Origin of the sequence: Leptothrix ochracea (assembly GCF_041083635.1) — a bacterium.
GTDB classification, from domain to species: Bacteria; Pseudomonadota; Gammaproteobacteria; order Burkholderiales; family Burkholderiaceae_C; genus Sphaerotilus; species Sphaerotilus ochraceus.
Genome location: NZ_JBFPHB010000031.1, coordinates 3,353 through 29,875 on the forward strand (window position 1 = coordinate 3,353; position 26,523 = coordinate 29,875).

A 26,523-nucleotide genomic window follows, 5' to 3' on the forward strand; every position below is an offset into this window, starting at 1 on the left:
CCCTCGACCGTGCTGTTTCGCTGCACCACCGTCTTGCCTGCCAGCTTCACCACCGCGTTGCAGGCCTTGCCAGCGGGCGCCAAGAAGTTGCCGCACAAGGCTGGCGGCTTGGCCATCGATTACCTGCGCAGCGATTTCGTCAGCCCCAAGTTGATGCGCCCGCTCGCCCCCGATGTCCCCGGTGCCAACAACGACCTCAAAGACCAACTCGAAACAGCCACCCTCAAAGCCATGGCCCAACCCGGCGCGATGGTCTACGCCTTCGGCTCCAAGTGGGGCCCCGAAAAAGGCAAGCCCGACACCTACTTCCACTTCACCCCGGGCAACGGCATCCACGACATCCACATGAACCAAGGCAACAGCGGCAGCTTCGCCTCCGACAACGGCCCATGGCAAGACGGCGCACTGATCCTCGAATACCCCGGCAACAAGTGGTCCGCCTTCTTCTTCGCCTTCCAGTCGCAAAGTTTCAAAACGGATGCGACAGGAAATCCGGTGTGACCCGCCTCACAACCCCGCCGCCTCTTGCCACATCCGCTCAGGGCCGATGCGGGCGAGCCAGTCGGTGAAATGGGTGCGGTGGGCCTGCCAGGGTTCGGCCAACGTGGGTCGAGGGTCTTGGCTCAGGGTGTAGGCCATGCCTTCGATCAGCCACGAAGGCATGAACAGGCGGCGCAGCACGCCGAAGCGTTGACCTTGGAGATGGTGGATCAGCTCGTGCCGCACGTAGTACGGCTTCCAAGCCCGGGGACCGATCACAGTGCCGAGCGTGCCGAATGTGACCGCCGAGCGGTCACCCAGTCCGAAACGGTTCGCGCAGTCCTCGCTGCTGCAGAACACCACGCGCGGCTGACCTTCCAGCGGACCAACCCGGCCATCGACAAAGGCGCGGGCCTCGTCATAAAGCCCAAAGGCCTGGGGCTCGGAGGCTGCCGTCTCCACGCACAGGAACGTCTGTGGGCAGATCATGCCGACGACCTCAGGCGCCACCACCCTCACCGGCTTGACGACGAACCAAGCCAGAGCCGGCACGGCCAGCAGCACGAGCAGCACCAGCCGCAGCACCCGTGCCCACATCATCACCCCAACCCCCGCCCAATCAAAATCCGCTGCACATCGCTCGTGCCTTCGTAGATCTGGCAGACGCGCACGTCGCGGTAGATGCGTTCCACGGGGAAATCGCTGACGTAGCCGTAGCCGCCGAAGGTCTGGATGGCGGTGGAGCAGACTTTTTCGGCCATTTCGGTGGCGAAGAGTTTGGCCATGGCAGCTTCTTTGAGGCAGGGCTGACCGGCGTCTTTGAGGCTGGCGGCGTGCCAGATAAGTTGGCGGGCGGCTTCGAGTTGGGTGGCGGCGTCGGCGAGGCGGAATTGCACGGCTTGGTGTTCAAAGATCGGCACGCCAAAGGCGATGCGTTCCTTGCTGTAGCGCAGCGCGGCCTCAAAAGCGGCGCGGGCCATGCCGAGCGCTTGGCTGGCGATGCCGATACGGCCGCCTTCCAAACCGGACAAGGCGATCTTCAGGCCTTGGCCTTCCTCGCCCAAGCGGTAAGCGGCCGGAATGCGGCAGTTCTCGAACAGGATCTGCGCCGTGTCCGAACTGTGCTGCCCCATCTTGTCTTCAATGCGCGCCACGATGTAGCCGGGCGTCTGGGTCGGCACGAGGAAGGCGCTGATCCCGCGCTTGCCGGCGGCTTTGTCCGTCACCGCCATGACGATCGCCACGTCGCCGTTTTTGCCGCTGGTGATGAACTGCTTGACACCGTTCAGCACGTACTCATCACCCTCGCCATCATTGACACGCACGGCGGTGGTTTTCAGACCCCCGGCCTCGGAGCCCACATGCGGCTCGGTCAGACAAAAAGCCCCGAGCATCTCGCCGCGCGCCAGCGGTTTGAGGAACTGGGCTTTCTGCGCCTCGTTGGCAAAGGCCATCAGGATCGAGCAAACCGGACAGTTGTTGACGCTGATCACCGTCGAGGTGCCGCCATCGCCGGCGGCGATCTCTTCAAGGATGATGGCCAGCGCCAAGTAATCCAGCCCCGCGCCGTCGTACTCAGGCGGCACCGCCACGCCGTAGCAACCCAGCTCGGCCAAGCCCTTGAGCGGCTCGGCCGGAAAGTGATGCTCTTTGTCCCAACGCGCCGCATGCGGCGCAATCTGGTCTTGCACATAGGCGCGCACGGCGTCTTGCACAGCACGGTGGTCAGCACTCAGCAACATGGGGAGATCCTCCAACCGAGAGACGGTTCTAGCGTCGGGTTACCAAGGCAAAACGCTGCCGTCGTGATTGCGGAACGTGCCGTTATCAGCCGGGCCAAGGCTGGCGAACAGGGCGCGCAAGTCGGCAACACTTTCTTCCACGCTCAACTGACCTTGGGGGCCACCCATGGCGGTGCGCACCCAGCCCGGATGGACGGCGACGCAGGTGGCGCGACCGGCCAGCGCGAGCGAGACGTCCTTCAAGACAGAGTTGAGCGCCGCCTTGGAGGCGCTGTAGAGCCAGCCCAAGGTCTTGTCGCGCCCACCGATGGAGGCCATCACCGAAGACAGCACCACCAGCCGTCCGCCTTGGGCCAGCGCGTCGATGAGCTGCGGAATCACCTGCATCGGCCCGAGCACATTGGTGTGCATCACTTGGTCGAAATCGTCGCCCGTGGGGCTGTCGAGGGTGCGCAAGCGCGGACCGTAGACCCCGGCGTTGACCACCACGATGTCAAACGCTTCGCCGTCGATCTGCCAAGCCAGCGAAGAAACGCTCACCGGCCGGGTCACGTCGAGCTTGAGCGGACGCGCGCCCAGTGGGTGCAGCGCTTCCACGCCGGCGTCATCGCGCGCCGTGGCCACCACGTGGGCACCGGCTGCGCGGTACTGACGCACCATTTCCAGACCCAGGCCGCGCGAGGCCCCGATCACCAACACAGAAAGCTTTGACGAAGAGGCAGCAGCAGCAACAGTAGCAGCAGTAGGCATGGTCATCAGAGGGATCCTTTCAAGGCGGCCACAAGAGCTTGGACCAGGGCTTGGCATTCGGCGTCGGTGCCGATGGTGATGCGCAGGTAGGGTGCGATGCGCTCGGGCTGGCGGAAGTGCCGCACGATGATGGCGTGCTCACGCAGCACCTGCTGCAAGGCCGCGCCACTGTGTTGGGGATGGCGGGCGAAGACGAAATTGGCCTGCGAGGGCAGCACCTCGAAGCCCAGTTTCGTCAGTTCGGTACGGAGCCAGTCGCGGCTGCGCATCACCGCCTGACGGGTCTGCTCAAAGTAGGCCTCGTCCTCGACCGCCGCCTGCGCCGCCGCCAAGGCCAACCGGTCGAGCGGATAGGAGTTGAAGCTGTCTTTGACGCGCTCCAGCGCTTCGATCAGCGGGACTTGTGCCAAGGCGTAGCCCACCCGCATGCCGGCCAGTGAGCGCGACTTGGAGAAGGTGTGCACCACCACAAGGTTGGGGAAGCGATCCACCAGCGTGGCGGCCGACTCGGCGCCGAAATCCACATAGGCTTCATCGACCACCACCACCATGTCGGGCCGGGCAAGCAACAAGCGCTCGACATCCGCCAGCGGCACGCCGCGCCCGGTCGGGGCGTTGGGATTGGGGAAGATCACCGCGCCAGCGTCGGCCTGCGCGATGTAGTCGTCCAGGTGCAGCCCGAGCTGCTCGTCCAGCGCCAAGGTGCGTGCCGTCACGCCGTAGAGCAGGCAGTAGGTCGGGTAGAAGCTGTAGGTGACGTCAGGAAAGAGCAGCGGCCGGGGCTGACCCGCCGCGTCTTCGTGCTTGAGCAGCGCCAAAAAGATGTGCGCCAGCACTTCATCCGAGCCGTTGCCGACAAACACCTGCGCGGGCTGCAAACCGTGTTGGCGCGCCAGGGCGGCCCGCAAGCCCGTGGCCCCCGGGTCGGGATAAAGCCGCAAGCGGCTGGCGTCGTCGCCCAACTCAGCCTGGATGGCCGCCAACACCTGCGGGCTGGGCGGATAGGGGTTTTCGTTGGTGTTGAGCTTGATCAAGTTGGCCAGCTTGGGCTGTTCGCCCGGCACATAGGGCTTGAGCTGGTGGACCACCGCACTCCAATAGCGACTCATAACATCTCCAAAGCCAAGGCGGTGGCTTCACCGCCGCCGATACACAAAGACGCGACGCCGCGCTTCAAACCCCGCTGACGCAGTGCGCCGAGCAAGGTCACCAAGATCCGCGCACCCGAAGCGCCAATCGGATGCCCCAGCGCGCAGGCCCCACCGTGGACGTTGACGCGGGCGTGCGGCAACTCAAAATCCACCATCGCTGCCATCGTGACCGCCGCAAAGGCTTCGTTCACTTCCCACAGATCGACATCGGCCACCGACCAGCCGGCTTTGTCGAGCACCTTGCGGATCGAGCCCGCCGGGGCGGTCGCGAACCACGCTGGTTCCTGGGCATGCACCGCGTGGGCCGCGATGCGCGCGATGGGTTGCAGACCGCGCGCCGCCGCCGTCGAGGCGCGCATCAGCACCAAGGCCGCCGCGCCGTCGCTGATGCTTGAGGCATTGGCGGCGGTGATGGTGCCGTCCTTCTTGAAAGCGGGCTTCAAGCTGGCGATCTTGTCGAGCTTGGCCTTGGCGGGTTGCTCGTCTTGGCGGATCACGACGTCGCCGGCGCGGCCCTTGAGCGTCACCGGCGCCATTTCCCACTCGAAAGAGCCGTCTTGGTGGGCTTGCTGGGCGCGCAAGGTCGATTGAATCGCGAACGCATCTTGGGCCTCACGGGTGAAGCCGTATTTTTCGACGCACTGCTCGCCAAACACCCCCATCGCTTTGCCACCCCCGTTGGGCAAACGCTCATAAGCGTCTTCCAGCCCGTCCATGGCCATGTGGTCGAACATGGGCGTGGCACCGTACTTCACGCCCTTGCGCGCAAACATCAGGTGCGGCGCGTTGCTCATGCTCTCCATGCCGCCGGCGACCAGCACCTCGGCCGAGCCCGCTTGGAGCATGTCGTGCGCCAGCATCACGGCGCGCATGCCCGAGCCACACATCTTGTTGAGCGTCACGGCGCCGGCTGAGAGCGGCAGACCCGCCTTGAGCACCGCTTGGCGCGCCGGGGCTTGGCCTTGGCCCGCCATGAGCACGCAGCCCATCAAGACCTCATTCACAGCCGTTGCGGTGGCCTCGCCCCCAGCACGCTCAACGGCCGCGCGGATCGCCACCGCGCCCAACTCCCACGCGGCCAGGCCCGCGAAATCACCCAACAAGCCGCCGATGGGCGTGCGTGCGGCAGAAACAATGACCACGGAATCAAGCATGGAGCACTCCTCGGGTAGCCCGGAAACGGCGGCTCGGATCGTAGGGGAAGACGTCATGCACATGCCCGGCGGCAATGCGCTCCTTGTGGCCTTGCCAGAAAGCAGCGTCCAGCAAATCGGCGTGATGCTTCATAAACACCGCCCGCACTTCGCGATTACCCAGCAAGAACGGGCCAAAGGTTTCTGGGAACACATCTTTCGGGCCGACCGAATACCAAATCTCGCCCGACATTTCCTCTTCCTCGTTGCGCGGCTCAGGCACGCGGCGGAAGTTGCAATCGGTGATGTATTCGATTTCGTCGTAGTCGTAGAAAACCACTTTGCCTTGGCGCATGACCCCAAAGTTTTTCCAGAGCATATCGCCCGGGAAAATATTGGCTGAAACCAGATCTTTGATCGCATTGCCATATTCGATCACCGCATGCTCTAGCTGAGCCGACGTCGCATCGTGCAAGAAAATATTGAGCGGAATCATGCGCCGCTCGATATACACGTGGCGAATCACGATGGTCTCGCCGTTGTCTTCGATCAAGCTGGGGCAGAAATGCTTCAGCTCCTTGATCAACTCGTCCTCAAAACGCTCACGCGGAAAAGCGACGTTGCTGAATTCGAGCGTGTCGGCCATGCGCCCAACCCGGTCGTGCTGCTTCACAAGTAAGTACTTGCTCTGAATGATCTCGCGGGTGGTTTCCTTCTGCGAAGGATAGAAATCCTTGATCACCTTGAAGACGAAAGGAAAGCTCGGCAAGTCAAACACCATCATCACCATGCCCTTGATGCCGGGTGCGATGCGAAAACGGTCGGTCGAATGGCGCAAATGGAACAGGAAGTCGCGATAGAACAGGTTCTTGCCGTGCTTTTGCAGGCCCAGCGCGCTGTAAAGCTCGCTGCGCGGCTTGCGCGGCATCATCGAACGCAAGAACTGCACGTAGGCACTCGGGATCTCCATGTCCACCATGAAGTAAGCACGTGCAAAGCTAAACAGCGCCAAGATGTCATCTTCACCAAACAAGGCGGTATCGATGATCAGTTGACCGTGATCGTTGTGCAGGATCGGCAGTGAGAACGGGATATCGCGGTAGCCGTTGATGATCTTGCCGACCAGATAAGCACCTTTGTTGCGGAAAAACAGGCTCGACAACACTTGGATCTGGAAATTAGCCCGCAGTCGGGTATCGTCCATTTCCTTGAGCAAGGCCGCGTAAACATCGTCCAAATCGGCATCGATGTTTTCAAAGGGCACATTCAGCCCAAAGTTATCGATGACTTTATTCAGGGTTTCACGCAGATTCTTATCATTCGGGTAATACGCGTGATACGTCGGCTTGGCCTCAAGCTCATCATTTTCAATATATTCTGTACTGACCGCCGGTCGCACAAACAGGAAATCGTTATGAAAATAACTGTGGTGCAGGATTTTGGTCGTAACCGAATTGAAGAAAGTTTCAGCCAATTCCGGCTGATGATGATTGGTCAGCAAACCGATGTAATGCAGTTTGACTTGGTGCCAGGTATCACGCGGCAGCGAAACGGCTTCGAATTCATGTTGCAAACGCTCCGCCGCCTCGGCCACGCGCTTGTCGTAGAACTCGATGCGCTCACGCTGCGCACGCTGCTGACCGTGCCAATCTTGTTGTTCAAAGCGCTTTTTGGCCTCGGCGCTGGTAGCGCGAAAGGGCCGGTAGTGGCGATTGAAACCTTCGATCAAAGCCGTGGCGATCTCAAACGCCCGGCTGTCATTCAACTGCTGTGGAAACATCAAACATCCTCGACAACGGAATCAACATCTTTCGGCCCATAGCGCCGCGTCACAGCGTCCAAAGCCTTGACATACATCGGCGCAATATCGTCGGCGCAGGCCACGGTCATGCACAAGTCTTCCAGCAAACCGTTGTGCAGGCCGTAGACCCAGCCGTGAATCACCACCTCTTGGCCGCGCTGCCACGCATCTTCAACGATGGTGGTGCGACACACATTGCGCGCTTGCTCCAACACATTGAGTTCGCAAAGCGCATCTACCCGCCGGGCGGGCGGCAAAGAGTCCAAGAAGCTTTGATGCAGGCTACGCACGTCTTGCACGTGACGCAGCCAGTTATCAGCCAGCCCAACGCGCAAATTGTTCAGCGCAGCCTTGACCCCGCCGCAGTTCGAGTGCCCGACGACGATCACATGTTTGACGCGCAACATGTCCACGGCGAACTGAATCACCGACAAAGCATTCAGATCGGAATGCGCCACCACGTTGGCGACGTTGCGATGCACAAACAGCTCGCCCGGCAGCAAACCCACCAATTCATTGGCCGGCACCCGACTGTCGGCGCAACCGATCCAGAGGTACTGCGGGGACTGCTGCTTGAGCAGCCGCGAGAAAAACCCCGGCTCACGGGCTTCGCTCTCTTGGGCCCAGTCGCGGTTTTTCTCGAAAAGATCCTGCAATTCGTTCGGCATGGTGGGCATAGGTCAGAGGCAGACGGCGAAGTCGTGCCGCACAAAAAACAAGCGCCCAAGTTTACGCACAAGATCGGGCTCAAAGGCCCTCAGGCGGTCTCGGCGAACAGCTCCCGACCGATCAGCATGCGGCGAATCTCGCTGGTGCCCGCACCGATCTCGTAGAGCTTGGCGTCGCGCCACAGTCGCCCCAACGGGTAGTCGTTGATGTAGCCGTTGCCGCCAAAGATCTGGATGCCCTCACCCGCCATCCAAGTGGCTTTTTCGGCGCACCACAGGATGACGCTGGCGCAGTCCTTGCGCACCTGGCGCACATGCCCGCTGCCCGGTTGGGCCGCGAGCTTGTCGAGGTTTTTACCCACGGTGTAGGTGAAAGCGCGCGCCGCTTGCAGCACGGTGTACATATCGGCCACCTTGGCTTGGATGAGCTGGAACTCGCCGATGCTCTGACCAAATTGCTTGCGGTCGTGGATGTAGGGCACCACGTTGTCCATCACCGCCTGCATGATGCCCAGCGGTCCCGCAGCCAGCACGGCGCGCTCGTAGTCCAAACCGGACATCAGTACCTTGGTGCCGCCGCCGACCTCGCCCAGCACGTTCTCAGCCGGCACCTCGACGTTGTCAAACACCAGCTCGCCGGTGTGCGAGCCACGCATGCCGAGCTTGTCGAGCTTTTGCGCCACCCGAAAACCCGGCATGTCCTTCTCGATCAAAAAGGCCGTGACCCCACGCGCGCCCAGCTCAGGCGCGGTCTTGGCGTAAACCACCAAGGTGTCGGCGTCGGGGCCGTTGGTGATCCACATCTTGCTGCCGTTGAGCACATAGCACCCCCGTCCACCCTGCCACTCAGCACGCAGTTGCATGCTGAGCACGTCCGAGCCCGCGCCCGGCTCGCTCATGGCCAAGGCGCCCACATGCTCGCCCGAGATCAGCTTGGGCAAGTACTTGGCCTGTTGGGCGGCGCTGCCGTTGCGCCGGATCTGGTTGACGCACAGGTTGCTGTGCGCGCCATAAGACAGGGCCACGGAGGCCGAGGCCCGGCTCAGCTCCTCCATGGCGATCATGTGCGCCAGATACCCCATGCCCGCGCCGCCCAGCTCTTGCGGCACGGTGATGCCCAGCAAACCCAGCTCGCCCATCTTGCGCCACAAGGGCATGGGGAACTGATCGCTGCGATCGATTTCCGCCGCCAGCGGCGCGATCTCGTGCTGCGCAAAACTGCGTACCGCATCGCGCAGCGCGTCGATGTCGTCGCCCAACATGAAGTCGAGGCCAGGCAGGGTCGTCAAGGTCATGGGTCAGTCTCCGAGAGGCATGGGTGGGGTTTGTTGTTGAGCCAGCGTGCTGCGGCAGCGTTCTTCGTGCTGGCTGATTTCATCCAAAGTGATGCGGATGTCTTCGAGCTGCTGCTCCAGTTGCAGCCGATGGGTGTGCAACACCTGCAAAAACGCTTCGAGCTGCGGTTTGGTGTCTGAGGACGCGTCGTACATGTCCACCAGCTGCTTGATTTCCTGCAAGGACAAGCCCAAGCGCTTGCCCCGCAAGGTCAGTTTCAGGCGCGTGCGGTCGCGGTGGGTGTAGACCCGGTGCCGCCCGTCGCGGCTGGGCGTGAGCAAGCCGACATCTTCGTAAAAACGAATCGCCCGGGGCGTGAGATCGAACTCCTGCGCCAACTCGGAGATGGTGAAAAGACGCGCGGAAGACGGGCTGGTGGTCATGGCTACACTGACGTTAACGTAAACGTTAGTCTACCCACGATGAGCCTGCCCCAACACCCCGCTATCCCTGAAGTCCTCACCTATCCCCAGGGTGAAAGCGTTCCCGCCTTGGCCGAGCGGGTGTTGATCGTGCCCGGGGTGTACTGGCTACGCATGCCGCTGCCCTTTGCCTTGGATCACATCAACCTCTGGTTGCTGCGTGACTGTTTGGACGGTGTGCATGGCTGGACGGTGGTGGACACCGGCCTCGATACGCCCACGACCCGCCAAGCTTGGGAGACGCTGTTTGCCAACGCCTTGGATGGGCTGCCGATCCTGCGCGTCGTCGTCACCCACATGCACCCGGATCACATCGGCTTGGCCGACTGGTTGATCGAGCGCTGGAGCCTTCCCACCCGCCCGGTGCGGCTGTGGATCAGCGCCACCGACTGGCTGGCAGCGCGCGCCGCTTCGCAGCAAAGCTCAGGCCATTGGGGCCAAGCGGCGGCCGACTTTCTGGGCAGCCACGGGCTGGTCGATGCCGAGAAGCAAGCGTGGATCCGCGCCAAAGCGGGCTACTACAGCGAACTTGTTGCGCGGGTCCCCCCCACCTACCGACGCTTGATGGCCGGGCACACGCTGCGCATCGGAGCGCACACGTGGCACCTGATCGCCGGCCACGGCCACGCCCCCGAACACATGGCGCTTTACTGCGCCGACGCCGGGCTGATGATTTCGGGCGACATGGTGCTGCCGCGCATCTCGACCAACGTCAGCGTCACCGACGCTGAGCCCGAGGGCAATCCTTTGCAGCTCTATCTCGACTCGTTGCACGCCATGCGGCATCTGCCCGATCAAACCTGGGTGCTGCCATCCCACGGCCGACCGTTCCGGGGCCTGCAAGGGCGCATCACGCAACTGCTGCAACACCACGCGGATCGCTTTGCGGACCTGCGCCAAAGCTTGGTGGCCGCACCCACCGCTGAGGGCCTCAGCGCCGCAGACTTGCTGCCGGTGCTCTTTCAACGCCCGCTCGACGCCCATCAAACCTTGTTCGCCATGGGCGAAGCCATCGCGCATTTGCACGCGCTTTGGCACAGCGGTGAGCTGCACCGCCAGCAAGACGCCGCCGGGACGTGGCGCTTTTCAAGGGCTCAAACCGCTGTGGAAGACCGGGCCTTGCGCTGACGCTTTTGCTTCGGCGGCTCGTCGGCCTCCATACCCGGTAAATCCACCTGCTCAGGCGGCGGGTTGACGCGATCGACCATCTCGCGGGCGAACTGCAAGAAGGCTTTGGCCCCGCGTGAGGATGGATCAAACACCACGCCCGGCAGACCATGGCTTGGGGCCTCGGCCAAGCGCACATTGCGCGGGATGATGGTGTCAAAGACCTGATCGCCAAAGTGCGCCAACAAATCTTGGCTGACTTGGCTTTGCAAGGTGGTGCGCTGATCAAACATGACGCGCAGCAGGCCGATGATGGCCAGCTGCGGATTCAGGTTGGCTTGGATTTGCCGGATGGTGTTGACCAGATCGGACAAGCCTTCGAGCGCAAAGTATTCGCACTGCATCGGCACGATCACGCCGTGGGCGCTGGTCAGGCCGTTGAGCGTCAGCAGGCTCAAGGACGGTGGGCAGTCGATCAGCACAAAGTCGTACTCGGTCTCGACGTCCACCAACGCCATCTTGAGACGCCGGTCGCGGTGTTCCATCGACACCAACTCGATGTCCGCCCCCGCCAGCTCACGGTTGGCCCCGAGCACGTCGTAACCCACGGCCACGACGTGCTGCCGCGCCTCTTGCACGCTCGAAGAACCCAGCAAAACGTCGTAGACCGAGAGCGGCAAGCTGCGCTTGTCCAGCCCCGAGCCCATCGTGGCGTTGCCTTGCGGGTCCAGATCAATCAGCAGCACGCGCTGCCCCACAGCCGCCAAGGCCGCAGCCAGATTGACGGTGGTGGTGGTTTTACCGACCCCACCTTTCTGATTGGCCACACAAAAAATCTTGGTCATGATCAATTCACCTTGTCACTTCACCTTGCGCATCCACACCAGACAACGACGGGCATCCACCCCCGGAACCTGCAAATGTTCCACGTGAAACATTTCAATGTCCGGCGGCAAAGCGGCAATTTCATCGAAGGGCTCCACGCCCTTCATGGCGACCCAGAGACCATCAGGGCGCAGCAGATGACGGGTCAGGCTCACAAAATCGGCCAGCGACGCAAAGGCGCGCGAAGTGATGATGTCAAAGCTGCCCGGCATCTGCTCGACCCGGCTATGAACTGCGCTGAGGTTCTTCAACCCCAATTCAGCCGAGACTTGGCGAATGAAGGTGGACTTCTTGGCCACGGCGTCCACGCACGTCACTTGCCAACCCGGACAGACCGTCGCCACCATCACCCCCGGCATGCCGCCACCGCTGCCAACATCCAGCACACTGAGCTGCTCCTCGGCCTTGTGCCCCAACACAACGCGCAACGGTGGAATCAGCGCCAAGCTGTCGATGACATGGTGAGTGATCATTTGATCGAGCGCGCGCAAAGCGGTCAGGTTGTAGACCTTGTTCCAGCGCGCGATCAACGCCACATAGGCCAGCAGGCGCTCAGCCGCAGCGCTATCCAGCGAGACCCCCAACTCCGCCGCACCTTGGCGCAAGGTGGGTAAAAAAGCGTGTACATCAGCAGTCGTCATGTGGGCTCCCCGTCTTTGACCGTGTTGTTCGGTGCACCTTTAAGGCGCTTCTTTTTCAAATGGACCAAGAGCAGCGAAATCGCTGCCGGCGTCACGCCTGAAATCCGCGCCGCTTGCCCCAAGGTTTCGGGGCGCTGGCGGGCCAGCTTTTGGCGCACCTCAATCGACAGCGCCGTCACGGCGGCGTAATCCAGATCGGCGGGCAAAGGCAGTTGTTCGTAGCCCGCTGTGCGCTCGACTTCTTCCTTTTGCTTGTCGATGTAGCCGGCGTACTTGGTGGTGATTTCGATCTGCTCGATCACCTCATCGGCCAGCCGCTCACCCACTTCTTGGCGCAATGTTTCACGTGAAACATCGATGGTTTCGCTCAAAGACGAAACGGCATCGAAGTTCACGCCAGGGCGACGCAACAGATCAAGCAGACGATATTCGTGCTCCAACGCCTTGCCCAGATGGCGCTCGGCCACCTCGGCGGCGACGATGCGCGGATGCACCCACGTCGATTGCAGGCGCGATGTTTCACGTGAAACAAGATCGCGCTTGCGGTTGAACACCGTCCACCGATGCTCATCGACCAAGCCCAGCTTGCGACCGATCTCGGTCAGGCGCTCGTCGGCGTTGTCCTCGCGCAAGTGCAGGCGGAACTCCGCCCGGCTGGTGAACATGCGGTACGGCTCCGACACGCCCTTGGTGATCAGATCATCGACCAGCACGCCCAAATAGGCTTCATGGCGACCCAAGGTCCACGGGTCGCGCTCCTTGGCTTGCAGAGCCGCGTTGGCCCCGGCAAACAGGCCCTGGGCGGCCGCTTCTTCGTAGCCGGTGGTGCCGTTGATCTGCCCCGCCAAGAACAAGCCTTGCAGCACCTTCGACTCAAAGGTGGCTTTGAGTTCACGCGGATCAAAGTAGTCGTACTCGATGGCATAGCCCGGCCGCAGCACGTAGGCGTTCTCCAGCCCCGGCATGGAACGCAGCGCTGCGAGTTGAATATCAAAGGGCAACGAGGTCGATACGCCGTTGGGATAGAACTCATTGGTGGTCAGACCTTCGGGCTCTAAAAAGATCTGATGGCTGTCCTTGTCGGCAAAGCGATTGATCTTGTCTTCGATGCTCGGGCAATAGCGCGGCCCCACCCCAGCGATCACACCGGTGAACATCGGGCTGCGATCAAACCCTGAGCGCAGGATGTCGTGGGTGCGGGTGTTGGTGTGGGTGATCCAGCACGGCAACTGGCGCGGATGCTGCTCAGGCGTGCCAAGAAAGCTGAACACCGGCACCGGATCCAGATCACCGGGCTGCTCGACAAGCTTGCTGAAGTCGATCGAGCGGCCGTCAATGCGCGGCGGCGTGCCGGTCTTGAGTCGTCCTTGGGGCATCGGCAATTCTTTGAGCCGCGCCGACAAAGTCACCGCCGCCGGATCGCCCGCACGGCCTGCCGGGTAATTGTTCAAGCCAACGTGGACCTTGCCGTCAAGGAAGGTACCGGCGGTCAACACCACCGTGCGCGCCTCGAAGCGAATCCCCACTTGGGTGATCACCCCGGTGACGCGATCGCCTTCGAGCATCAGATCATCGACCGCTTGCTGAAAGAGCCACAGGTGCGGCTGGTTCTCCAGCCGACGCCGAATCGCGGCCTTGTAGAGAATCCGGTCCGCCTGCGCCCGGGTGGCACGCACAGCCGGGCCTTTGGAGGCGTTGAGGATGCGGAACTGGATACCGCTCTCGTCGGTGGCCGCCGCCATCGCCCCACCCAGCGCGTCCACTTCCTTGACCAAATGGCCCTTGCCGATACCACCGATCGAGGGGTTGCAGCTCATTTGCCCCAAGGTCTCGATGTTGTGGCTCAACAGCAGGGTGTCACAGCCCATACGCGCAGCAGCCAGCGCGGCCTCGGTGCCAGCGTGGCCACCGCCCACCACAATCACGTCGAATTTCTGGGGATACAACATGGAAAAAGTCCTCGAATTCAGTCAGGGCAAGATTTTAGTTTTTGATGCTCATCCACAAAGTTATCCACAACCTTGTTCCGGCCATCTCTTAAGGAGAAAAAGGGACCCAAGCCCCGCAGGATGAGCAAGTTATCCACAGCCAAGCTTCACAACACGCTTTAGCGCCGCAGCAGCGCCAAACCCTTCAGATATTCGCCCTCGGGGAAGGTCAAGGTGGTGGGGTGATCGCTGCCAGCTTCGAGTCGGCGCAACAAGTAAGCATCGACCTTGGCATCCATGCCGGCACCGGCCACGATCTTGTGAAACAGATCGGCGCTGATACCGCCTGAGCAGCTGAAGCTCAGCAGCAGCCCGCCCTCGTTGAGCAACATCAGCCCAAGGCGGTTGATGTCCTTGTAGGCCCGCGCCGCCCGCTCAGCGTGCGCAGCCGTCGGTGCCAATTTGGGTGGATCGAGCACGATGGCGTCAAAGCGCCGACCTTCTTTCAGGTGCTGACGCAGCAAGGCGTTCACATCGGCATCGACCGCGTGATGGCGCTCGGCCTCGAAGCCGTTGAGCGCCACGTGCTCCACCGCCCGGGCCAAGGCCGGTGCCGAAGAATCGACACTCCAGACCTCCTGCGCGCCACCCGCCAACGCTGCCACTGAAAAGCCGCCCGTGTAGCTGAAGCAGTTCAGCACCTGCTTGCAGCCGTACTGCCGCACCATGTCAGCAAAGAGCGCCCGGTTGTCGCGCTGATCAAGGTAGTAGCCGGTCTTGTGGCCCTCAGCCACATCGACCCGCAAATGCCAGCGGTGCTCTTGCAAGGTGATCACGGTCGAGCCATCGCCGCGCAACCAACCGGTCACCGAAGGCAAGCCTTCGAGCTGGCGCACCGAAGCGTCCGAACGCTCGAAGATGCGCGTGCAGCCGGTGACCGCAAGCAACTCGTCGGCGATCACGTCTTTCCAGCGCTCCACCCCCGAGCTGAGGAACTGCACCGAGAGCGTGTCGTCGTAGCGGTCCACCACCAAGCCCGGCAAGCCGTCGGCTTCGCCGTGCAGCAAGCGCACGCCGTTGCTGGGCACGGCCATGCGGGCCCGCACCGCCACTGCCTGCTCAATGCGGCGACGGAAGAAAGCGCGGTCGATGCGCTCGCCCTCGTCGAAGCTCCAAGCACGCACACGAATCTGTGAATTCGGGCTGTAGGCGGCCCAAGCGAGAAACTGGCCGTCGTGGGACTGCACCCGCACCGTTTCGCCCAAATCGGCCTTGCCGGAGGCGATGCTGCCTTGGAACACCCAAGGATGGCGTCGCAGCAGCGAACGCTCCTTACCTTCACGAATTTGAATGACTTTCATGTCGGCATTGTCGCCGTTGTTCCACGTGAAACAACGCTGATTCGGACCGCCTCAAACCGACTTAACCCTTGCGTGCCCGAGGATGGGCGGCGTCATAGACCCGGGCCAAATGCTGGAAGTCGAGCCGCGTGTAGGCCTGCGTGGTGGTGACCTGAGCGTGGCCCAGCAGTTCTTGCACAGCGCGCAGATCGCCGCTCGATTGCAGCAGATGCGAGGCATAGCTGTGACGCAGCATGTGCGGCTGCACGTGCACGCCCAAACCGGCATCCAAGGCTCGCTGCGCAAGACGGCGCCGCAGTTGGCCATCGGTGAGCCGCGTGCCGCGCGTGCTGACAAAGAGCGCGCCCTCCTCCGGCTTGGCCAAGGTGGCACGCACCGCCAGCCAAGCCTTCAGGGCATGCACCGCCACCGGCCCGACCGGCAAACTGCGCCGCCGCTGGCCCTTGCCGAAGACTTGGGCTTCCGCTTCCGCCACATCGACCCAGCCGGCCGTGGCGCCGCCGGGGCGGACATCCAAACCGAGCAATTCAGAGATGCGCAAGCCACAGCCGTAAAGCAGTTCAACGATGGCCCGGTCGCGCAGCTCCAGAGGTTCATCAGCCGCCGGCGCTCCAGCTTGATGCTCGGCCAACGCCACGGCCTGTTCGACGCTCAGCGCCTTGGGCAAGGGCCGTCCCGCTTTGGGCGGGCGGATGCCTTCCACCGGATTGAGCCCCACCAGCCCCGCACGGCCCAAGTAGCGATAGAGCCCGCGCCAGGCCGCCAGATGGATCGCAATGCTGCGCGCCGACAACCCTTGGCTGTTGAGCCGCGCCGCCCAGCGCCGCACGTGGCTGGGCTGCACTTGGCGCAGATCAAGCGACAACTCGGCCGCAGCGCGCATCAGCCGCACCAAGGCGTCGTGATACATGCTCAAGGTGCGCTCGGCCAAGCGGCGCTCAACACGCAAGTGCGTCAGGAAAGCCGCCATGTCAGCCGGCAGATCACGCACCTGCGCCAAAGGAGAGGCATGCAGAGGAGGCCGGCTTGGGGGCATGGCTCAGGCCCCTTGGGCGGGAATATCGATCTCGCCCTCGAACACGGTGACGGCAGGGCCGGTGAGGAAAACCGAATGCCCGGGACCGCGCCACTCGATCGTCAGCTGACCGCCCCGGGTTTCGACATCCACCCGCTCATCCAGCCAGCCCAGACGGATACCGGCGACCACCGCCCCGCAAGCGCCGGTGCCACAGGCCAGCGTCTCGCCAGTGCCACGCTCGAACACCCGCAGCCGCACTGTTCCACGTGAAACAATTTGGAGAAAGCCCACATTGACCCGACGCGGGAAGGCGGGGTGATGCTCGATCAACGGGCCAAACTGCGCCACCGGCGCTTGATCGACATCCTCGACGCCGAACTGTGTGATCGGCAGCACCGCGTGCGGGTTGCCCATCGACACCACAGCCGCTTCGATGAGGCGATCAGCCACAGGCAGCGACCACAGCTCGGCGGACCCGACCTGACGCGGCGCGGACAGGCCGTCGGGGTGGAAGGGCACACGGGCCAAGTCGAGCACCGGCGGGCCCATATCGACGGTGACCCGGCCATCGCTGTGCAGCTCAGGCTCGATCACGCCCGACAGGGTTTGGACCCGAATGCGCTGCTTGTCGGTCAGACCCGCCTCTTTGACAAAGCGGGCAAAACAGCGCGCACCGTTGCCGCACTGCTCGACTTCGCTGCCATCAGCGTTGACGATGCGATAGCGGAAGTCGATGCCTTCAGCCGGCGAAGGCCCAACGATCAGGATCTGGTCCGCACCGATGCCAAAACGGCGATCAGCGATGAAGCGGAACTGCGCAGGTGAGAGTTCAAGCGGCACACGGGTGGCGTCAAGCACCACGAAATCGTTGCCCGCGCCTTGCATCTTGGTGAATCGGAGTTTCATGCCGGCGATTATCGTGCGCCCCATGACAAAGGGCGTGCCCTCTTGCGAGAGCACGCCCTTATGAGGCCTTATGAGGCCTTATGAGCCGTGATGCGCCGGATGGACGAAGGATTTACTTCGAAGCCATCACGCGGACCATTTCCAACACCTTGTTGGAGTAGCCCCATTCGTTGTCGTACCACGACACGACCTTGACGAAGGTGCCGTCCAAAGCGATGCCGGCTTCAGAGTCGAACACCGAGGTGCAGCTTTCGCCACGGAAGTCGGTCGAAACCACCTTGTCGGTGGTGTAGCCCAGCACGCCCTTCATGGCACCTTCTGACGCCGACTTCATGGCGGCGCAGATGGTTTCATAAGAAGCAGCGTTGTTCAGCTCAACGGTCAGGTCAACCACCGACACGTCCGAGGTCGGCACGCGGAACGCCATACCGGTCAACTTGCCCTTCAGTTCAGGCAAGACCACGCCGACAGCCTTGGCAGCGCCGGTCGAGGACGGGATGATGTTTTCCAGAATGCCGCGACCACCGCGCCAGTCTTTGTTCGACGGGCCGTCCACGGTCTTTTGCGTGGCGGTGGCAGCGTGCACCGTGGTCATCAGACCGCGCTTGATGCCGAAGTTGTCGTTCAGCACCTTGGCGATCGGGGCCAAGCAGTTGGTGGTGCACGAAGCGTTCGAGATGATCGCCTCGCCAGCGTAGCTGCTGTGGTTCACACCGTAGACGAACATCGGGGTGTCGTCCTTGGAGGGCGCCGACTGGATCACCTTCTTGGCGCCAGCGGTGATGTGCGCTTGGCAGGTGTCCTTGGTCAGGAACAGGCCGGTCGATTCGACCACGATGTCGGCGCCGACTTCATCCCACTTCAGTTCCGTGGGGTTACGCACAGCGGTCAGGCGGATCGGCTTGCCGTTGACGATCAGGGTGTTGCCATCGACAGCCACGCTGCCCTTGAAGCGACCATGCACCGAGTCATAGGTCAGCATATAGGCCAGATAGTCCGGCTCCAGCAAGTCGTTGATACCGACAACTTCGATGTCTTGGTGGTTCGCGATCGCGGCGCGGAAAACCATGCGGCCAATACGACCGAAACCGTTGATGCCAATCTTGATAGCCATGAATGAAACTCCTGGATGGTAAAACGCTGGGGTCGCTCGTAACAGATGCGCCCCATTCTTTCGCAAAGCTGACGATTTTGACGCAAAATCTTTGCTTTTACCAGAACTTTCGACAATCCATGCCATGACGCTCAACTGCTCTGCCCCGCTGCGTGCGATCGTCCTTGCGGCCGGACGCGGTGAGCGCATGCGCCCTCTGACCGACCACACACCCAAGCCGCTTTTGCCCATTCTGGGTCGACCGATGATCGAGTGGCACCTGTTGGCCTTGGCGCGCGACGGCGTGCGCGAGGTGCTGATCAACACCGCGTGGTTGGAGGACCAATTTCCAGCGATGCTGGGCGACGGCAGTCGTTTTGGTTTAAGCATCCACTACGCCCACGAGGGCCGCGATTTTGGCGGAGCGCTGGAAACCGCCGGGGGCATCAAAACAGTGCTGCCGTGGCTGACCGAAGGGGATCGCGAAGCGTTCTGGGTCGTCTCGGGCGACATCTGGGCCCCCGATTTCCGCTTTGATCCCAAGGCCGCTGAGCGGTTCAGCCAAAGCGGCCAACACGCCCATCTTTGGCTGGTGCCCAACCCGGTTTATCACCCCACGGGTGACTTCGACATCGCCACCCCTGATGGCACCCTTGAACGCCTGACCTACGCCAATCTGGCCTTGATGCGGCCTGCCCTGCTCGACAGCGTGGCGGCCGGTCAACGGTCGGCTCTCGGGCCCTTGCTGCATCAAGGCCTGCGAAAGGCCCAGATTGGGCTCGAACGTTACACAGGACGCTGGGAAAACATCGGCACCCCCGCGCAATGGGCCGCATTGCAAACCCCAGCCGCCTAGAATCGGCCTCCTCATGACTCCAACGATCGCAAGCCGAGCCGGGCTTGCGCGCCCGACATGCTGACCTTCCAGCAAATCATTCTTCGACTGCAAGCGTATTGGGATGCCCAAGGCTGTGCACTGCTGCAACCCTACGACATGGAAGTCGGTGCCGGCACCAGCCACACCGCCACCTTCTTGCGCGCTCTCGGCCCCGAGCCTTGGAAAGCCGCCTACGTGCAGCCGAGCCGCCGCCCCAAGGACGGCCGCTACGGCGAGAACCCGAACCGCTTGCAGCACTACTACCAGTACCAAGTGGTCTTGAAGCCCGCACCGGCCAACATCTTGGAGCTGTACTTGGGCTCGCTCGAAGCGCTGGGCTTTGATCTGAAGAAGAACGACATCCGCTTCGTTGAAGACGACTGGGAGAACCCGACCCTTGGCGCTTGGGGCTTGGGCTGGGAAGTCTGGTTGAACGGCATGGAAGTGACGCAGTTCACCTACTTCCAGCAAGTGGGCGGCATCGACTGCAAACCGATCACGGGCGAGATCACCTACGGGCTGGAGCGCTTGGCGATGTACTTGCAAGGTGTGGAAAACGTCTACGACTTGGTTTACGCCAAGGGCGTGGACGGCGCACCTGACTTGAAGTACGGCGATGTGTTCCACCAAAACGAAGTCGAACAATCAACCTACAACTTCGAGCACAGCAACGTTGAATTCTTGCTGCACGCCTTCGGGGCCCACGAAGGCAACGCCCAGCACCTGATGGCGCAAAAGCTGGCGCTGCCAGCCTACGAGCAAGTCTTGAAAGCCGCGCACACCTTCAACCTGCTCGACGCCCGGGGCGCGATCAGCGTGACCGAGCGCGCCGCCTACATCGGCCGCATCCGCAACTTGGCGCGCGCCGTGGCTGCCGCCTACCTCGACAGCCGCAAGCGCTTGGGCTTCCCGATGGCACCCAAGGCGTGGGCCGATGAGGTGATCGCCAAAATCGATGCCGAGGCCGAAAAGAACGCCAAGAACGAATCGAAGAAGGCCGCCTGAATCATGAGCACGAAGAATCTTCTCGTTGAATTGTTCGTTGAAGAGCTGCCGCCCAAGGCACTGAAAAAGCTCGGCGAAGCCTTTGCCGCCACGCTGGCCGCCAGCCTGAAAGCCAGTGGCTTGGCCGGTGCCGAGGCCACAGTCACGCCGTTCGCCTCGCCGCGCCGCTTGGCCGTCCATGTCACCGGCGTTGGGTCTAAAGCCGCCGACAAATCGGTGCAGCAAAAGCTCATGCCGGTGGCGGTGGCGCTCAACGCCGACGGCCAAGCCACGCCGGCGCTGCTGAAAAAATTGGCCGCCGTCGGCGCTGACGCCTCGGTCGTGCCGCAACTCAAGCGCCTGCCCGATGGCAAGGCCGAAGCGCTGTTCCTCGACTCGATCGTTCCCGGGGCCACCCTCGCTGAGGGCCTGCAAAAGGCGCTCGACGAAGCGCTCGCCAAGCTACCGATCCCCAAGGTCATGACCTATCAGCTGGCCGACGGCTGGTCGAGCGTCAACTTTGTGCGCCCCGCGCACGGCTTGGTGGCGCTGCACGGCGCGGAGGTGGTGGCGCTGCAAACCCTTGGTCTGACCTCAGGCCGCACCACCAGCGGCCACCGCTTCGAGGCCACCCATCCGACCGTGACGCTGCGGGATGCCGACAGCTACGCCGAGCAGCTCGCCACGGACGGGGCGGTGATCGCCAGCTTCGACGCCCGGCGGGCCGAGATCGTGCGCCAGCTCGACGCCGCAGCGGCCAAGGAAGGCCTGAAGCCCATCGAGGACGAGGCGCTGCTCGACGAAGTGACCGCGCTGGTCGAGCGCCCGAACGTGCTGACTTGCCAGTTCGAGCAGGAGTTCCTCGCTGTGCCGCAGGAATGCCTGATCCTGACGATGAAGGCCAACCAGAAGTACTTCCCGCTGCTGGATGCTCGACCCGGCCATGAGGGCAAACTCACCCACAAGTTCTTGCTCGTCAGCAACATCAGCCCGGCAGACCCAAGCGCGGTGATCCAGGGCAACGAGCGCGTCGTGCGCCCGCGTCTGGCCGACGCCAAGTTCTTCTTCGACCAAGACCGCAAAAAGACGCTGGAAAGCCGTGTCGCCGGTTTGGCCAAGGTGGTCTACCACGGCAAGCTGGGCACCCAAGGTGAGCGCGCCGAACGCGTCAAGGCCCTCGGCCACGCCATCGTCAACCAGCTGCGCATGGCCACCGTGCCGTACACGCTGGAAGCCGAGGATCAGTTCAAGGTGCTCGACAGCAAGGTGCAACAAGCGGCGCTGCTGGCCAAGACCGATTTGCTGACCGACATGGTCGGTGAGTTTCCCGAGCTGCAAGGGATCATGGGCGGCTACTACGCCCGTCATGAAGGCCTGCGCGACGGTGTCGCCATCGCCATCGAAGACCACTACAAGCCGCGCTTCGCGGGTGACGCCCTGCCGCGTAACCACAGCGGCACCGTCGTTGCCTTGGCCGACAAGCTCGAAACGCTGGTGGGCCTTTTTGGCATCGGCCAGCTGCCCACCGGCGACAAGGACCCCTTCGCGCTGCGTCGCCACGCTTTAGGCGTGATCCGCATCTTGGTCGAAAAGAACCTGCCCCTTGATCTGTCCGAGCTGATCAAGGCGGCGGTGCCGGCCTTTGGCGAACTGATCGAGGACCCGACGGCCAAACTGTTGGCGTTCTTCGCCGACCGGCTCGCGGTCTCTTTGCGCGATCAAGGCTACAGCGCCCAAGAAGTCGATGCGGTGCTGGCCCTCAACCCGACCCGCTTGGGCGACGTGCCGCGCCGCTTGGCAGCGGTGCGCAGCTTCTCAATCCTGCCGGAAGCGGCCTCGCTGGCAGCGGCCAACAAGCGCATCAGCAACATCCTCAAAAAAGCCGAAGGCGCGGTGCAGGCCCAGGTGGACAGCGCGCTCTTGGCCGAACCCGCCGAGCAGCAGCTCTTTGCAGCCTTGAGCGCGGTGCAGCCCGATGCCGATCGCTGGTTCGAGCAAGGTGAGTACGCCGCCAGCTTGCAAGCGCTGGCGGCGCTCAAGGCCCCGGTGGATGCCTTCTTCGACGGCGTGATGGTCAACGCGGAAGACGCCGCCTTGCGCGCCAACCGTTTGGGCCTGCTCAAGACCTTGCATGGCGCGATGAACCGAGTCGCCGATCTGGCGCGCTTGGCCAGTTAAGCCTGTTCACCCCCGGAGACCCCCATGGGCCAACCCATCAAGCTCATCATCCTCGACCGCGACGGCACCATCAACGAGGACCGGGATGACTACGTCAAAAGCGTCGATGAATGGGTGCCCATTCCCGGCGCGCTGGAAGCCATCGCGCGGCTCAACCAGTACGGCTGGCACGTGGTGATTGCCACCAACCAGTCCGGCTTGGGCCGGGGGTTGTTCGACATGGACGCACTCAACGCCATGCATCAGCGCATGAACGAGTTGCTGGTGCGACACGGCGGGCGTGTGGATGCGATCTTCTTTTGCCCCCATGCCCCCGAGGACAACTGCCGCTGCCGCAAGCCCCTGCCGGGGCTGTTCGAGCAGATCGCCGAACGCTACGGCATCAGTCTGGCCGGCACCGTCCATGCGGTGGGTGACTCGCTGCGCGATCTGCAAGCAGCCACCGCTGCCGGTTGCCTGCCGCACTTGGTGCTCACCGGCAAAGCAGCGCGCATGAGTGCCGACAAGCAACAAGCGCTGCGCGAGCAGATCAAGGGCGTCAAGATCCACGCCGATCTGGCAGCTTTCGCCCACGTCATCCTCAACAGCAGCCCCTGAGCTGAAAGCTTTTTGATGATTTATCTGCGCTCTTTTTTCTTCGTGCTCTGGCTGGTCATCACCGTGGTGCCCTACGCCACGGCGGTGCTGATCGCCTCGATCTTTCTGCGCGGCACCCGGCTGTACTGGATGTGCGCTGGCTGGTTGTGGCTCGCCACCCAAGGTGCGCGCTGGATCTGCGGCGTGCGCTGGCGCATTCAAGGCATGGCGCATTTACCCACCGCCGCCGACGCCCAAAAAGCGGTGGTCCTGGCCCCCAAGCATCAATCGACGTGGGAAACCTTTGCCTTCCCGGCGCTGATGCCGCACCCGCTGTCCTATGTGTTCAAGCGCGAGCTGATCTACATCCCCTTCTTCGGCTGGTCGATGGCGCGGCTTGACATGGTGCACATCGACCGGGGCCGCCGCACCGAGGCGTGGCGCAAAGTCTCCGAGCAGGGCAAGCAGTTCATGGCCCAAGGCAACTGGATGATCATGTTCCCCGAAGGCACCCGCGCTGAGCGCGGCGGCAAGGGCGACTATCACAGCGGCGCAGCGCGCTTGGCGATCTCGGCGGGTACCCCCATCGTGCCCATCGCCGTCACCTCGGCCCGTTGCTGGCCCCGCCGAAGCTTTTTGCTGCGCCCCGGGGTGGTCGATATCTCGATCGGCGCGCCCATCGATCCGACCGGCCGTCGGCCGGATGCCCTGATGCAAGAGGTGGAAAGCTGGATCGAGGGCGAAATGCGTCGGCTTGATCCCGAGGCTTACCCCAGCGTCCCCCCGGAAACCGATGCCGCAAATCCGGCTCGGTGAGCACACCCTGAGCTACCAGCTGCACCGCGTCCAGCGGCGCAGCATCGGGCTGGTGATTCGCAAAGAGGGCCTTGCCGTGCGCGCCCCGGCTTGGGTGGCGCTGAGCGACATCGAAGCCGCGCTGCGCCAGAAAGCTGACTGGATCTTGCAACGCTTGGCTGAGCAAGAGCATCGCAACCAAGCACCCCACCCAGCCCCCATCACGTGGCAACACGGCACCGTGCTGCCTTATTTGGGCGACAGTTTGCAGCTGGATGTGACGGGGAAAGGCCCTCGGCCCGAACTGATCGACGTCCTGCCGGAGACCTCACAGGCCTCACCGAGCTTGCATTTGCGACTCAAGGCGCAGGACGCCGATCACCTACGGGCTGCCGTTCACCGCTGGTGGAAGCAGGCCGCGCTGCGCCTCTTTGCTGAGCGCATCGCCCTTTATGCGCCACGACTGGCGCTGCACGCACTGCCGCAACTGCACCTCACCTCAGCGCGCACCCGCTGGGGCAGCGCGAGCAAACGCGGTGCGCTCCAGACGGTGCGTCTGAACTGGCGCTTGTTGCACCTACCCATCCACTTGATCGACTACGTGGTGGTGCACGAACTGGCCCATCTGCACGAGATGAACCACAGCCCGGCTTTTTGGCGACATGTTGAAGCGGTGTTACCGGACACCAGCCGCCGCCGTGCTGAGCTCAAACGCCACACCGTCCCCGAGTGGGGCGCATAGCCCGTACAGCCCCCTCGGTGGACTCAGTTAGAACACGTCTTGATGCCAAGCACCGAGTACAGCGGGCAGATCTTCAAGAAGGCCGTCACCAACGGCACCACACCGATCCAACCCCAAACGCCGATATGGCCGGTTGTGGCCAAACCGATCAGGGCCAAGCCCACCAAAATGCGCACGACACGGTCGATCGTGCCTACATTGATTTTTGTCATCACAGCAGTTCTCCAAAAATCCGGCCCCGCGCCGGCAGGAGCGCAGTGTGCGCGTCTTGGCATCAACACTCTGTGACTGGGATCACATAGCCGGTGGAGCACCAGCGGCAAGATGGCGCAAGGCGATGGGATCAAGCAGCTCAATGCGCTCACGCCCCAAGGCCACCCAGCCCGACTGCTCGAAGCGCTTGAGCAAGCGCGTCACCATCTCGCGCACCGTGCCCAACTCATCGGCCAGCTGCTGATGCGTCAAGCTGAGCGTGCCGCCGCGCCCAAGCAAAGCGGCGGCAAGTCGTTGATCGAGGCGCTGAAAAGCCACGGCTTCAGCCAAGGCGATCAGATCGGCCATGCGACTGGCAAAGACAGCAAAAACATAGTGCCGAAAAGGCTCGTGCGCGCACCAGCGCATGAACACCGGCCCCGGCAGCAGCAGCAAGCGCGTCGCCTCCACCGCCACACCGTGGGCTGACAGCGGTGCATCGCCATAAAGGCACGAGGCCGAGACGATGCAAATTTCACCCGGTGAGACCCGGTAAAGCTCAATCGCCCGCCCCTGCGGCGCCCCCCGCGCCACCCGCACCGCACCGCTCAGCACCATCGGAAAACCGGCACAAGCCCGGCCTTCGTCAAAGAGCACCGTCCCTGCGGGCACGTCGATGATCGCGCGCTGCACATCGTCCAACCAACCCGGTGGCGGCGCGTCCACCAAGATTGGATAGAGCGCAGCCAAGGCGGCAGGATCGATGAAAGTGGGAGTCACGACTCGCTCAAACCGAGTTTGTCCAGCAAGCTGTTGAGCTCATCCATCGAGCCAAAAGCGATGGCGATCTCGCCCGGCTGGCCGCGTCGGGTGGCCTTTTTCACGCGGATATCCACCGACGCGGTGAAGCGGTCGGCGAGTTGTTCTTCGATGCGTAGCAAATCGCGCGATTTGGTGGGCGGGGCCGCCTTGGCCACCGGCCCGGCTTTGCCTTCGAGCGTGCGCGCCACCAAGCGCTCGGCTTCGCGCACCGAGAGTTGCCTTGCGAGGATTTCATGCGCGCAAGCAATCTGAGCCGCGCCTTCGAGCGGCAACAGCGCCCGCGCATGACCCATGTCCAGATCGCCCGCGGCCAGCATCTGTCGCACCGCTGGCACCAAGTTCAGCAGACGCAGCAAATTGGTCGTGGCACTGCGCGAGCGGCCAATGGCCTGCGCAGCGTCTTCGTGCGTCAGACGGAATTCCTCGATCAGGCGCTGCACGCCCTGCGCCTCTTCGAGCGGGTTCAGGTCTTCGCGCTGGATGTTCTCGATCAGCGCCATCACAGCGGCGACCTGATCGGGCACCTTGCGCACCAACACCGGCACGCTTTCCAGCCCCGCCAAGCGCGACGCCCGCAAGCGCCGCTCGCCCGCAATCACCTCGTAGCCGGGCGCCCCCCCGGCCGGCGCCTCGATGGGCCGCACCAGAATTGGCTGCATCACACCTTGGGTGCGGATGCTCTCGGCCAATTCGAACAGCGCGCCTTCATCCATGCGGGTACGCGGTTGATAGCGTCCCGGTTGCAGCTGAGCCACGTTCAGCGTCGTGGGCGTGTCGTCGCGGCCGCGACTCACCACCGCATCCGCCACCTGCGGCCCGAGCAACGCTTCTAGGCCGCGACCAAGTCCTTTGGGCATCTTTGTCACCATGGCCGCATTGTCACCGATCGCTTATGCTTGATCGCCCTGGGGCCGGCTGTCGGCCGAGGATGAAAAG

General features: G+C 62.8%; 27 protein-coding genes. 8 read left to right on the forward strand and 19 right to left on the reverse strand.

All coding sequences use genetic code 11. The features are described from left to right. The coding region (locus AB3X39_RS11015) for a DUF2278 family protein (RefSeq protein ID WP_369417430.1) at positions 1–501 on the forward strand (501 nt) is incomplete at its 5' end. 6 nt (positions 502–507) lie between these two features. Here the strand turns inward: AB3X39_RS11015 and AB3X39_RS11020 are convergent. The 9 genes from AB3X39_RS11020 to AB3X39_RS11060 form a co-directional block, all read right to left on the reverse strand. Further along, a complete protein-coding gene (locus AB3X39_RS11020) occupies positions 508–1,080 on the reverse strand; it encodes a hypothetical protein (protein WP_369417431.1) in 573 nt (190 codons plus the stop codon). Then, a complete protein-coding gene (locus tag AB3X39_RS11025; RefSeq protein ID WP_369417432.1) occupies positions 1,080–2,222 on the reverse strand; it encodes an acyl-CoA dehydrogenase family protein in 1,143 nt (380 codons plus the stop codon). The genes AB3X39_RS11020 and AB3X39_RS11025 overlap by 1 nt, the downstream gene beginning before the upstream one ends. 39 nt (positions 2,223–2,261) lie before the next feature. Continuing rightward, positions 2,262–2,978: an SDR family oxidoreductase gene (locus tag AB3X39_RS11030; RefSeq protein WP_369417433.1), complete on the reverse strand. Its 717-nt coding sequence runs from the start codon at positions 2,976–2,978 to the stop codon at positions 2,262–2,264. Then, positions 2,978–4,081, reverse strand: coding sequence for a histidinol-phosphate transaminase (gene hisC / locus AB3X39_RS11035; RefSeq protein ID WP_369417434.1), 1,104 nt, complete (start codon positions 4,079–4,081; stop codon positions 2,978–2,980). The genes AB3X39_RS11030 and hisC overlap by 1 nt, the downstream gene beginning before the upstream one ends. Then, a complete protein-coding gene (locus tag AB3X39_RS11040; RefSeq protein ID WP_369417435.1) occupies positions 4,078–5,277 on the reverse strand; it encodes an acetyl-CoA C-acyltransferase in 1,200 nt (399 codons plus the stop codon). The genes hisC and AB3X39_RS11040 overlap by 4 nt, the downstream gene beginning before the upstream one ends. After that, the gene (gene aceK, locus AB3X39_RS11045; protein ID WP_369417436.1) at positions 5,270–7,036 is read right to left on the reverse strand and encodes a bifunctional isocitrate dehydrogenase kinase/phosphatase; all 1,767 of its coding nucleotides are present in this window, start codon (positions 7,034–7,036) and stop codon (positions 5,270–5,272) included. Before aceK ends, AB3X39_RS11040 begins: the two co-directional genes overlap by 8 nt. After that, on the reverse strand, positions 7,036–7,725 hold the full coding sequence (gene can, locus AB3X39_RS11050; protein WP_473964899.1) for a carbonate dehydratase: 690 nt from the start codon (positions 7,723–7,725) through the stop codon (positions 7,036–7,038). Before can ends, aceK begins: the two co-directional genes overlap by 1 nt. 89 nt (positions 7,726–7,814) lie before the next feature. Further along, entirely contained in the window at positions 7,815–9,020 is a 1,206-nt protein-coding gene (locus AB3X39_RS11055) for an isovaleryl-CoA dehydrogenase (RefSeq protein WP_369417438.1), read from the reverse strand. A gap of 3 nt (positions 9,021–9,023) precedes the next feature. Further along, the gene (locus AB3X39_RS11060) at positions 9,024–9,443 is read right to left on the reverse strand and encodes a MerR family transcriptional regulator (protein ID WP_369417439.1); all 420 of its coding nucleotides are present in this window, start codon (positions 9,441–9,443) and stop codon (positions 9,024–9,026) included. A 39-nt stretch (positions 9,444–9,482) separates the two neighbouring features. On the opposite strand from AB3X39_RS11060, the gene AB3X39_RS11065 reads away from it, so the two are divergent. Continuing rightward, positions 9,483–10,610: an MBL fold metallo-hydrolase gene (locus AB3X39_RS11065; protein WP_369417440.1), complete on the forward strand. Its 1,128-nt coding sequence runs from the start codon at positions 9,483–9,485 to the stop codon at positions 10,608–10,610. Here the strand turns inward: AB3X39_RS11065 and AB3X39_RS11070 are convergent. The 7 genes from AB3X39_RS11070 to gap all read right to left on the reverse strand — a co-directional run bounded on the left by AB3X39_RS11070 (position 10,577) and on the right by gap (position 18,442). Then, the gene (locus AB3X39_RS11070; RefSeq protein WP_369417441.1) at positions 10,577–11,434 is read right to left on the reverse strand and encodes a ParA family protein; all 858 of its coding nucleotides are present in this window, start codon (positions 11,432–11,434) and stop codon (positions 10,577–10,579) included. The genes AB3X39_RS11065 and AB3X39_RS11070 overlap by 34 nt on opposite strands. 15 nt (positions 11,435–11,449) lie before the next feature. Continuing rightward, positions 11,450–12,115, reverse strand: a complete 666-nt coding sequence (gene rsmG, locus AB3X39_RS11075; protein ID WP_369417442.1) for a 16S rRNA (guanine(527)-N(7))-methyltransferase RsmG — start codon at positions 12,113–12,115, stop codon at positions 11,450–11,452. Continuing rightward, entirely contained in the window at positions 12,112–14,064 is a 1,953-nt protein-coding gene (gene mnmG, locus AB3X39_RS11080; RefSeq protein WP_369417443.1) for a tRNA uridine-5-carboxymethylaminomethyl(34) synthesis enzyme MnmG, read from the reverse strand. Before mnmG ends, rsmG begins: the two co-directional genes overlap by 4 nt. Before the next feature lie 158 nt (positions 14,065–14,222). After that, positions 14,223–15,404 (reverse strand): class I SAM-dependent rRNA methyltransferase, encoded by a 1,182-nt coding sequence (locus tag AB3X39_RS11085; RefSeq protein WP_369417444.1) that lies wholly within the window; start codon positions 15,402–15,404, stop codon positions 14,223–14,225. A gap of 61 nt (positions 15,405–15,465) precedes the next feature. Further along, positions 15,466–16,440, reverse strand: a complete 975-nt coding sequence (locus AB3X39_RS11090) for a tyrosine recombinase XerC (RefSeq protein ID WP_369417445.1) — start codon at positions 16,438–16,440, stop codon at positions 15,466–15,468. A 3-nt stretch (positions 16,441–16,443) separates the two neighbouring features. Beyond that, a complete protein-coding gene (gene dapF, locus AB3X39_RS11095) occupies positions 16,444–17,328 on the reverse strand; it encodes a diaminopimelate epimerase (protein ID WP_369417446.1) in 885 nt (294 codons plus the stop codon). A 112-nt stretch (positions 17,329–17,440) separates the two neighbouring features. Continuing rightward, on the reverse strand, positions 17,441–18,442 hold the full coding sequence (gene gap / locus AB3X39_RS11100) for a type I glyceraldehyde-3-phosphate dehydrogenase (protein WP_369417447.1): 1,002 nt from the start codon (positions 18,440–18,442) through the stop codon (positions 17,441–17,443). Between the two features lie 124 nt (positions 18,443–18,566). On the opposite strand from gap, the gene AB3X39_RS11105 reads away from it, so the two are divergent. From AB3X39_RS11105 to AB3X39_RS11130, 6 genes are read left to right on the forward strand one after another with little or no spacing between them, the layout of a single operon-like run. After that, entirely contained in the window at positions 18,567–19,277 is a 711-nt protein-coding gene (locus AB3X39_RS11105) for a nucleotidyltransferase family protein (protein WP_369417448.1), read from the forward strand. 57 nt (positions 19,278–19,334) lie between these two features. Beyond that, entirely contained in the window at positions 19,335–20,303 is a 969-nt protein-coding gene (gene glyQ, locus AB3X39_RS11110; RefSeq protein WP_369417449.1) for a glycine--tRNA ligase subunit alpha, read from the forward strand. 3 nt (positions 20,304–20,306) lie between these two features. Next, positions 20,307–22,460 (forward strand): glycine--tRNA ligase subunit beta, encoded by a 2,154-nt coding sequence (gene glyS / locus AB3X39_RS11115; RefSeq protein WP_369417450.1) that lies wholly within the window; start codon positions 20,307–20,309, stop codon positions 22,458–22,460. A 24-nt stretch (positions 22,461–22,484) separates the two neighbouring features. Beyond that, the gene (gmhB, locus tag AB3X39_RS11120; protein ID WP_369417451.1) at positions 22,485–23,057 is read left to right on the forward strand and encodes a D-glycero-beta-D-manno-heptose 1,7-bisphosphate 7-phosphatase; all 573 of its coding nucleotides are present in this window, start codon (positions 22,485–22,487) and stop codon (positions 23,055–23,057) included. A 15-nt stretch (positions 23,058–23,072) separates the two neighbouring features. After that, positions 23,073–23,852, forward strand: a complete 780-nt coding sequence (locus AB3X39_RS11125; protein WP_369417452.1) for a lysophospholipid acyltransferase family protein — start codon at positions 23,073–23,075, stop codon at positions 23,850–23,852. Next, the gene (locus tag AB3X39_RS11130; protein WP_369417453.1) at positions 23,830–24,573 is read left to right on the forward strand and encodes a M48 family metallopeptidase; all 744 of its coding nucleotides are present in this window, start codon (positions 23,830–23,832) and stop codon (positions 24,571–24,573) included. Before AB3X39_RS11125 ends, AB3X39_RS11130 begins: the two co-directional genes overlap by 23 nt. 23 nt (positions 24,574–24,596) lie before the next feature. On the opposite strand, the gene AB3X39_RS11135 is transcribed toward AB3X39_RS11130, so the two are convergent. From AB3X39_RS11135 to AB3X39_RS11145, 3 genes are all read right to left on the reverse strand, one after another. Then, positions 24,597–24,785, reverse strand: a complete 189-nt coding sequence (locus AB3X39_RS11135) for a YgaP family membrane protein (RefSeq protein WP_369417454.1) — start codon at positions 24,783–24,785, stop codon at positions 24,597–24,599. An 82-nt stretch (positions 24,786–24,867) separates the two neighbouring features. Next, positions 24,868–25,545, reverse strand: coding sequence for a Crp/Fnr family transcriptional regulator (locus tag AB3X39_RS11140; RefSeq protein ID WP_369417455.1), 678 nt, complete (start codon positions 25,543–25,545; stop codon positions 24,868–24,870). Next, positions 25,542–26,456, reverse strand: coding sequence for a ParB/RepB/Spo0J family partition protein (locus AB3X39_RS11145; protein ID WP_369417456.1), 915 nt, complete (start codon positions 26,454–26,456; stop codon positions 25,542–25,544). The genes AB3X39_RS11140 and AB3X39_RS11145 overlap by 4 nt, the downstream gene beginning before the upstream one ends. Positions 26,457–26,523: the final 67 nt, after the last annotated feature.

What these genes read in the sequence shown, in the direction of transcription:
- dapF (WP_369417446.1), bottom strand. Translation starts at nt 17,328, where the DNA reads ATGAAACTCCGATTCACCAAGATGCAAGGCGCGGGCAACGATTTCGTG.
- mnmG (WP_369417443.1), bottom strand. Translation starts at nt 14,064, where the DNA reads ATGTTGTATCCCCAGAAATTCGACGTGATTGTGGTGGGCGGTGGCCAC.
- hisC (WP_369417434.1), bottom strand. Translation starts at nt 4,081, where the DNA reads ATGAGTCGCTATTGGAGTGCGGTGGTCCACCAGCTCAAGCCCTATGTG.
- AB3X39_RS11125 (WP_369417452.1), top strand. Translation starts at nt 23,073, where the DNA reads ATGATTTATCTGCGCTCTTTTTTCTTCGTGCTCTGGCTGGTCATCACC.
- AB3X39_RS11060 (WP_369417439.1), bottom strand. Translation starts at nt 9,443, where the DNA reads ATGACCACCAGCCCGTCTTCCGCGCGTCTTTTCACCATCTCCGAGTTG.
- AB3X39_RS11025 (WP_369417432.1), bottom strand. Translation starts at nt 2,222, where the DNA reads ATGTTGCTGAGTGCTGACCACCGTGCTGTGCAAGACGCCGTGCGCGCC.
- glyS (WP_369417450.1), top strand. Translation starts at nt 20,307, where the DNA reads ATGAGCACGAAGAATCTTCTCGTTGAATTGTTCGTTGAAGAGCTGCCG.
- AB3X39_RS11085 (WP_369417444.1), bottom strand. Translation starts at nt 15,404, where the DNA reads ATGAAAGTCATTCAAATTCGTGAAGGTAAGGAGCGTTCGCTGCTGCGA.
- AB3X39_RS11055 (WP_369417438.1), bottom strand. Translation starts at nt 9,020, where the DNA reads ATGACCTTGACGACCCTGCCTGGCCTCGACTTCATGTTGGGCGACGAC.
- AB3X39_RS11090 (WP_369417445.1), bottom strand. Translation starts at nt 16,440, where the DNA reads ATGCCCCCAAGCCGGCCTCCTCTGCATGCCTCTCCTTTGGCGCAGGTG.
- AB3X39_RS11040 (WP_369417435.1), bottom strand. Translation starts at nt 5,277, where the DNA reads ATGCTTGATTCCGTGGTCATTGTTTCTGCCGCACGCACGCCCATCGGC.
- AB3X39_RS11135 (WP_369417454.1), bottom strand. Translation starts at nt 24,785, where the DNA reads ATGACAAAAATCAATGTAGGCACGATCGACCGTGTCGTGCGCATTTTG.
- AB3X39_RS11130 (WP_369417453.1), top strand. Translation starts at nt 23,830, where the DNA reads ATGCCGCAAATCCGGCTCGGTGAGCACACCCTGAGCTACCAGCTGCAC.
- rsmG (WP_369417442.1), bottom strand. Translation starts at nt 12,115, where the DNA reads ATGACGACTGCTGATGTACACGCTTTTTTACCCACCTTGCGCCAAGGT.
- can (WP_473964899.1), bottom strand. Translation starts at nt 7,725, where the DNA reads ATGCCGAACGAATTGCAGGATCTTTTCGAGAAAAACCGCGACTGGGCC.
- AB3X39_RS11145 (WP_369417456.1), bottom strand. Translation starts at nt 26,456, where the DNA reads ATGGTGACAAAGATGCCCAAAGGACTTGGTCGCGGCCTAGAAGCGTTG.
- AB3X39_RS11030 (WP_369417433.1), bottom strand. Translation starts at nt 2,978, where the DNA reads ATGACCATGCCTACTGCTGCTACTGTTGCTGCTGCTGCCTCTTCGTCA.
- AB3X39_RS11065 (WP_369417440.1), top strand. Translation starts at nt 9,483, where the DNA reads ATGAGCCTGCCCCAACACCCCGCTATCCCTGAAGTCCTCACCTATCCC.
- AB3X39_RS11070 (WP_369417441.1), bottom strand. Translation starts at nt 11,434, where the DNA reads ATGACCAAGATTTTTTGTGTGGCCAATCAGAAAGGTGGGGTCGGTAAA.
- AB3X39_RS11020 (WP_369417431.1), bottom strand. Translation starts at nt 1,080, where the DNA reads ATGATGTGGGCACGGGTGCTGCGGCTGGTGCTGCTCGTGCTGCTGGCC.
- aceK (WP_369417436.1), bottom strand. Translation starts at nt 7,036, where the DNA reads ATGTTTCCACAGCAGTTGAATGACAGCCGGGCGTTTGAGATCGCCACG.
- gap (WP_369417447.1), bottom strand. Translation starts at nt 18,442, where the DNA reads ATGGCTATCAAGATTGGCATCAACGGTTTCGGTCGTATTGGCCGCATG.
- glyQ (WP_369417449.1), top strand. Translation starts at nt 19,335, where the DNA reads ATGCTGACCTTCCAGCAAATCATTCTTCGACTGCAAGCGTATTGGGAT.
- gmhB (WP_369417451.1), top strand. Translation starts at nt 22,485, where the DNA reads ATGGGCCAACCCATCAAGCTCATCATCCTCGACCGCGACGGCACCATC.
- AB3X39_RS11105 (WP_369417448.1), top strand. Translation starts at nt 18,567, where the DNA reads ATGACGCTCAACTGCTCTGCCCCGCTGCGTGCGATCGTCCTTGCGGCC.